Below are 5,382 nucleotides of genomic sequence, written 5' to 3' on the forward strand. Positions count from 1 at the left end.
AACCGCTTCCTTCGTAATTGCCTCGGGCGGACCAAGGAGCCGTAAGGCTCCGCAGCGTGAATACGGTGTTATCAGAAGTAATCCTCTTCTTTGAGAATAACCTTAAGGTCACGAAGTGACGGCCGCGATGCGGTTAGGTTCGCAGGGTTGTCCGCTTGGAACCGCTTCCTTCGTAATTGCCTCGGGCGGACCAAGGAGCCGTAAGGCTCCGCAGCGTGAATACGGTGTTATCAGAAGTAATCCTCTTCTTTGAGAATACTAGGCAAGATCTTCTAACTGTTCATCATCGTCACACCCACATCCTATGGCTTGTCCAAAGCATTTTGGGCATTGCTCCCAGTCACACCCTGGGACATGAAATTCTCCAAGCTTAACCATACATTCAGCACATGTTTCACGTGTATGTCTCATTCCATTTTCGTATTGGTTCATTTCCATACCTTACTCTTGGATATGCTTGTCCAGAGATTAGGTATTCCTCTATGTACTTAGATTCAAGAAAATCTTTTGGAAATTTTCTATGTACTTCTTCCGAGTTATAAACAAAGAACTCTTGACGAAAGAATTCCATTAAATTCGCTTCTTCCTCCCAAAGATGATCTTCAATGAAGTTATGTAATTCACCGTCTAGAAATCTGAAATGAAATGATGTTAAAAACTCAAATAGTGTCGAATACTTTGCTCTTAGTTCATGAATGGATAAGTCAACTTCATAGTGCATCATTTGGTTCCTTAACTTAATAGCTTTCTTTATTGTCTCAACATCACTCATGTCCATCGGCAACTCTAATATATTAAGCATCCTATCTAATGCTGTTGATAAAGAGATAGTGTTTTTAGGATTATCGATGTTTTCGTAAACCAAAAACTTGTTTGATCGTTTTAACTTTTCCTTTGCCATCAATTCAATTGCTTGCACAAGATTAATAAAAGCAATCTTCCAATTCTTTGGTCTTCTTCGGAATATCTATAAAATATCAGAGAAGAGTTAAGAAAATCATAAGCGTTTTCAAGTAAGTTCATCTTTAGGCGCAATTGGTTTTCCCCTCTTGTTTCCTTTATAAGGATTATTTCTGATAACGTTCCCGCATTCACGAACTCGAGAACCTTAAGCCCCCAACGGGGGCGGCAGCGACGCGGTTAGGTTCGCAGGGTTGTCGCCTGAATCCGCTCCCTCGAAATGCCTCTCGGCGACCGAGCAGCCGTAAGGCTGCGATGCGTGAATGCAGTGTTATAAGAAGTCAGGGAGCATCTTCGAACGTTCTTACAAAAACTAATTGTCAGGCAGTTGGATGCCGCGCCAGCCGCTTACATCGCATTGGCCATATTCATTATCACCCACTGCAATCACCGTGCCGTCCGATTTAAGGCCGAGAGTATGAGTGCAACCCGCCGCAACCGCCACAATATCGCGCCAGTGGCTTACATCACATTGGTCATCCTTATTCCAACCCACAGCCGCCACAGTACCGTCAGATTTAAGACCGATTGTATGAGCATTACCCGTGTTCGTCGCCATATGAACGTTACCAGCCCTGACCGCCACAATACCGCGCCAGCCGCTTACATTACATTGGCCATATTTATTATCACCCACAGCCGTCACCCTTCCGTCAGATTTAAGACCAACGGTATGACGACGACCTGCAGCTATGGTATCTTTAGGCCACCGTTTCACCTTTATCGCCGCTTCTTTCGCTGAATTGAAATTCATGTTTAACTCCTTGAAAACAAGACCTATTTTATTATGATGAAGGACATATCCAATAGCATCCACTGTATAAAGCTTGATAATCCTGGCGCAGCCCTATCCATGACCAATAAATTTGTCCAATCAATATCACTATCGGTGTTATTTCCAAACAGTGGTACGATACCCGATGACATTAGACTTCAATCATTGAGCTACAAAAAGTTAGTTATTAAACCTTATCTGATTTTTTATGTAGTCGAAAATGATACTGTTGAGATCCGAAGAATTCATCATAGAAGACGAAAATACAACTTCCTGCTCTAGCTTCTTGTTATTGGTTTTCCCCCTGATTTCTTATAACGTCTCTCGTATTCACGAACCCTCACCGACTTAAGCCCCGAAGGGGCGGCCGCGATGCGGTTAGTCGGTGCAGGGTTGTCGCCTGAATCTGCTTCCCTGCTTCTTCTCCTGGCGACCAAGGGGCTCGGAGAGTCCTGCAGCGTGAATGCTGTGTTATATGACGTACCCGACTTCTTCGAGTTACTTTCACACTGCTTAACTGTTTCTATTTTTATTCCATTAATGTATATTTCAGTAAAGGGTTTTTATAAAACGTCACTTACTTATTTCTTACCGAGTTGTTCCGCCAAACCGATTAGAAGTCCTTCGGTTCCACGAATGTAGCAGAGCCGATACGAGTCCTCGTACTGAACCACTTCGCCAACGAGCTGAGCACCATACTTAGTGAGTCTAGATACCATTTCGTCAATGTCTTCAACGGTGAACATGACGCGTAGATAACCGAGGGTGTTTACAGGAGCAGTCCGGTGATCTGATATAGTAGGTGGGGTGAGAAATCGCGAAAGTTCAAGTCGGCTGTGGCCATCTGGGGTAACCATCATGGCAATCTCTACGCACTGAGAACCCAGTCCAGTTACGCGACCAGCCCATTCACCTTCGACAGTGGCTCGTCCTTCGAGGTTCAAGCCAATCTCCTCGAAGAAAGAGATTGCGTCATCAAGGGATTCTACAACGATGCCGACATTATCCATTCTCAGTAATTTGTTTTTTGCCATAGTTTTATCTCCTTATGTGTACAAATTTATTACCTGATCATCTTCAAAATTATTCGATTCAAAAATTACAAATTCCTTCCAAACAAATAACACCTTGTCACAGTTCATGATAACAAAGAAAAATCACAGTATAGGAAAATGTGAAATTAGGTTTTCGGGTATGTCATGTAACGTCTCTCGTATTCACGAACCCGAGAACCTTAAGGCTCCGGAGGAGCCGGCCGCGACGCGGTTAGGTTCGCAAGGTTGTCTGATCGGCTTCCTTGAAATTTCCTCGGGCGGACCGAGCAGCCGCAAGGCTGTGATGCGTGAATACGGTGTTATCGGAAGTTACCTACTTCAACGACATTGCTATCAAGCTCTCTTATCAATTATGTGTTTATTGTCCTTGATTTCTTTCCTAAGCATTCTGACTTCATCTATTAAAATATCCATTTTCCTTGAGGTCTTTGATCCATCAATCGCACTTCGAATAATTAGAATAAGAACTAACAGACTTAAAACCCACAGAAATATTCCACCAAAGAACAAATCTCCGTCCATAATTTCAGCCCCTATGCACTGAAGTATTTGATTAATCATCTTTTTTCTGTTTTTATCCTAGGTAATTTCCGATAACGTCTCTCGTATTCACGAACCCGAGAACCCGACCCGAAGGGTCCGGCCGCGTCGCGGTTAGGTTCGTAGGGTTGTCCGCCTGGATCGGCTCCATCGAAATACCTCGGGCGGACCGAGCAGCCGAATGGCTGCGATGCGTGAATACGGTGTTATCCGAAGTCTCTGCCATCCTGAACTGCAAGCAAATCCACTTCACCATACAGACAAGCCTGTTCTCATATCGTTTACATCTGTTATATATTCAAGGTTTTTGTATCGTTGATCTTTCGCATTTATATAGAGTGCATCTACTTTCGATTTATCTTTGCAATATATCGTTATATACGAACTATCAACGACCAATAGCACTAACTGACAGTCACTTAGAAGATAGTCCTCATAAGTATTTACTTCAATAGTTGTTTTCCCTTTAGGAAAGGCTTTTAGGTCTTGAAATATTAAGTAATATTCGTTTTCGGTAAAAATACTTCTAAGAATCTTACCTTCCAAACAATCAATAGGTTCCTGAAACATAGGCTCTCCTAAATTGCCATCAACTATCAGGTATGATTCCTCGCCGCCAATTCGCCAGTTGTATTCATCTATTTCTATAGGTTTTAATATGTCTCCAAGGAATTTCCCGTACCTGTTTGGAATTTCAAAGGTTATCCCCCTAATCACATTTACTCCCCCTTTCATTGCAAGCAGAGATTTCGGATAACGTCTATTCTCTGTACTTATATAACGTCTTTTATCCCTTATTATACGAACTCGCAATAAATGCTCCATTAGATGTTATGCGAACAACTCAAAAGTTATCTGGTTCTATGATCCGATCTAATGGGCTTTTGATCCTCCTCACATCTTTGACACTCACATGTGTATAAATTTCAGTTGTTTTTGAAGAGGCATGACCCAATAACTCCTGAATGTAGCGCAGGTCCGTTCCTTCCTCTAAGAGATGTGTTGCAAATGAATGCCTCAATGTATGCACTGTTGCTGGTTTCAGTATGCCAGCGGCTCTCCTGGCTCTTTCGAACACCTGTTGAATCGTTCGGACATGAATGGGTTTGTGTGGTCCCTCCCCACCTGGGAACAGATAACGTTCACTGTGCGAACTTTTCAAATATTGATCAAGTACCTTGTAGGCAGATGACGACAACACAGTATAACGGTCCTTTTTTCCCTTCGACTGTCGAACATGGATAGTTTTCCGAAACGGATCAATATCACGACGTTGCAGCTTCGCCACTTCACTAACACGCAATCCGGAAGAATAAATTAACGTGATGATCGCACGGTGTTTAAGATTACGGATCGCCCCCAAAACGCGCAATATTTCCTCAGCAGATAACACGGCAGGCAGCTTTTGTTCTCTCTTCGGCATGATCCAAATCTTCTGAAAACCGGCACGGCCCTCCACTTCACATATCCAAAATCTTAAAGCACTTAATGTTTGGCTGATATACGTGTTTGAGCGATGTTCTTGAAACAAGCCATCGATGTAGCTTTGAACATGACTAGGTTCGACTTGATTAAATGGAACAACCAATTGACGAAGAAATCGTAAGGCATGGCCTGTATATGCCCTCTCAGTGTTTGAGCTATAACCTTTTCTTTTGATTTGCGATGCTAGACGTTGAAGTGCCTCATGGTCCGGACAATCTTCTTAACTCGGCGAACTGAGGGATCTCTGTGATCAGCTCCGGCGACACATCAACCGGAGTCTCTTTGAAAAAATGACAGATGTTTACAACAGTTTCCTGCGTCAACGGAACAATCCATTTTCTCGAATTAGAATTCCACTTGCGTCCTGGCACCTTCCGAATGCATTCAATCCATTGCTCCTGATAAGGTATTTCTATCAACAATTTTCCGTCATCGGATTTCTCAATGATTACAGTGTTCATTTTCGCCGCCTCCCCTTTATTTCCTTCTTTTCCACAACATAATACAAAAAGAGACAGCCGATAAAACCGACTGTCTCCGATGCTTGCGGATCTTTCAACCCATATT

General features: G+C 42.9%; 7 protein-coding genes and 2 pseudogenes. 1 reads left to right on the forward strand and 8 read right to left on the reverse strand.

The genetic code is table 11. From position 1 onward, the window contains the following. Positions 1 to 394: 394 nt before the first annotated feature. Together SD71_RS22265 and SD71_RS12570 are read right to left on the reverse strand one after the other, a co-directional pair. Positions 395 to 901, reverse strand: coding sequence for a hypothetical protein (locus SD71_RS22265; RefSeq protein ID WP_152619445.1), 507 nt, complete (start codon positions 899 to 901; stop codon positions 395 to 397). A 390-nt stretch (positions 902 to 1,291) separates the two neighbouring features. After that, a pseudogene (locus tag SD71_RS12570) lies at positions 1,292 to 1,714 on the reverse strand (hypothetical protein); the annotation flags it as partial. Positions 1,715 to 1,750: 36 nt separating this feature from the next. Between SD71_RS12570 and SD71_RS26230 the strand changes: the two are divergent. Continuing rightward, positions 1,751 to 2,017, forward strand: a complete 267-nt coding sequence (locus SD71_RS26230; protein WP_407637546.1) for a type II toxin-antitoxin system RelE/ParE family toxin — start codon at positions 1,751 to 1,753, stop codon at positions 2,015 to 2,017. Positions 2,018 to 2,316: 299 nt separating this feature from the next. On the opposite strand, the gene SD71_RS12575 is transcribed toward SD71_RS26230, so the two are convergent. The 6 genes and pseudogenes from SD71_RS12575 to SD71_RS12600 form a co-directional block, all read right to left on the reverse strand. Next, entirely contained in the window at positions 2,317 to 2,769 is a 453-nt protein-coding gene (locus SD71_RS12575) for a VOC family protein (RefSeq protein ID WP_041063757.1), read from the reverse strand. Positions 2,770 to 3,123: 354 nt separating this feature from the next. After that, complete coding sequence (locus SD71_RS12580) at positions 3,124 to 3,312, reverse strand: hypothetical protein (RefSeq protein WP_152619446.1); 189 nt, start codon at positions 3,310 to 3,312, stop codon at positions 3,124 to 3,126. Between the two features lie 267 nt (positions 3,313 to 3,579). Next, the gene (locus SD71_RS12590) at positions 3,580 to 4,047 is read right to left on the reverse strand and encodes a DUF2691 family protein (RefSeq protein WP_041063763.1); all 468 of its coding nucleotides are present in this window, start codon (positions 4,045 to 4,047) and stop codon (positions 3,580 to 3,582) included. A 127-nt stretch (positions 4,048 to 4,174) separates the two neighbouring features. Continuing rightward, entirely contained in the window at positions 4,175 to 4,753 is a 579-nt protein-coding gene (locus SD71_RS12595) for a tyrosine-type recombinase/integrase (RefSeq protein ID WP_200889598.1), read from the reverse strand. Positions 4,754 to 4,798: 45 nt separating this feature from the next. Beyond that, positions 4,799 to 4,999: pseudogene (locus SD71_RS26235) on the reverse strand (phage integrase N-terminal SAM-like domain-containing protein); the annotation flags it as partial. 16 nt (positions 5,000 to 5,015) lie between these two features. After that, positions 5,016 to 5,276, reverse strand: coding sequence for a hypothetical protein (locus tag SD71_RS12600; RefSeq protein WP_041063765.1), 261 nt, complete (start codon positions 5,274 to 5,276; stop codon positions 5,016 to 5,018). Between the last annotated feature and the right edge of the window lie 106 nt (positions 5,277 to 5,382).

The sequence above is a fragment of the Cohnella kolymensis genome (assembly GCF_000829465.1).
GTDB lineage: Bacteria > Bacillota > Bacilli > Paenibacillales > Paenibacillaceae > Cohnella > Cohnella kolymensis.

What these genes read in the sequence shown, in the direction of transcription:
- SD71_RS22265 (WP_152619445.1), bottom strand. Translation starts at nt 901, where the DNA reads ATGGCAAAGGAAAAGTTAAAACGATCAAACAAGTTTTTGGTTTACGAA.
- SD71_RS26230 (WP_407637546.1), top strand. Translation starts at nt 1,751, where the DNA reads ATGAAGGACATATCCAATAGCATCCACTGTATAAAGCTTGATAATCCT.
- SD71_RS12575 (WP_041063757.1), bottom strand. Translation starts at nt 2,769, where the DNA reads ATGGCAAAAAACAAATTACTGAGAATGGATAATGTCGGCATCGTTGTA.
- SD71_RS12580 (WP_152619446.1), bottom strand. Translation starts at nt 3,312, where the DNA reads ATGGACGGAGATTTGTTCTTTGGTGGAATATTTCTGTGGGTTTTAAGT.
- SD71_RS12595 (WP_200889598.1), bottom strand. Translation starts at nt 4,753, where the DNA reads ATGCCGAAGAGAGAACAAAAGCTGCCTGCCGTGTTATCTGCTGAGGAA.
- SD71_RS12600 (WP_041063765.1), bottom strand. Translation starts at nt 5,276, where the DNA reads ATGAACACTGTAATCATTGAGAAATCCGATGACGGAAAATTGTTGATA.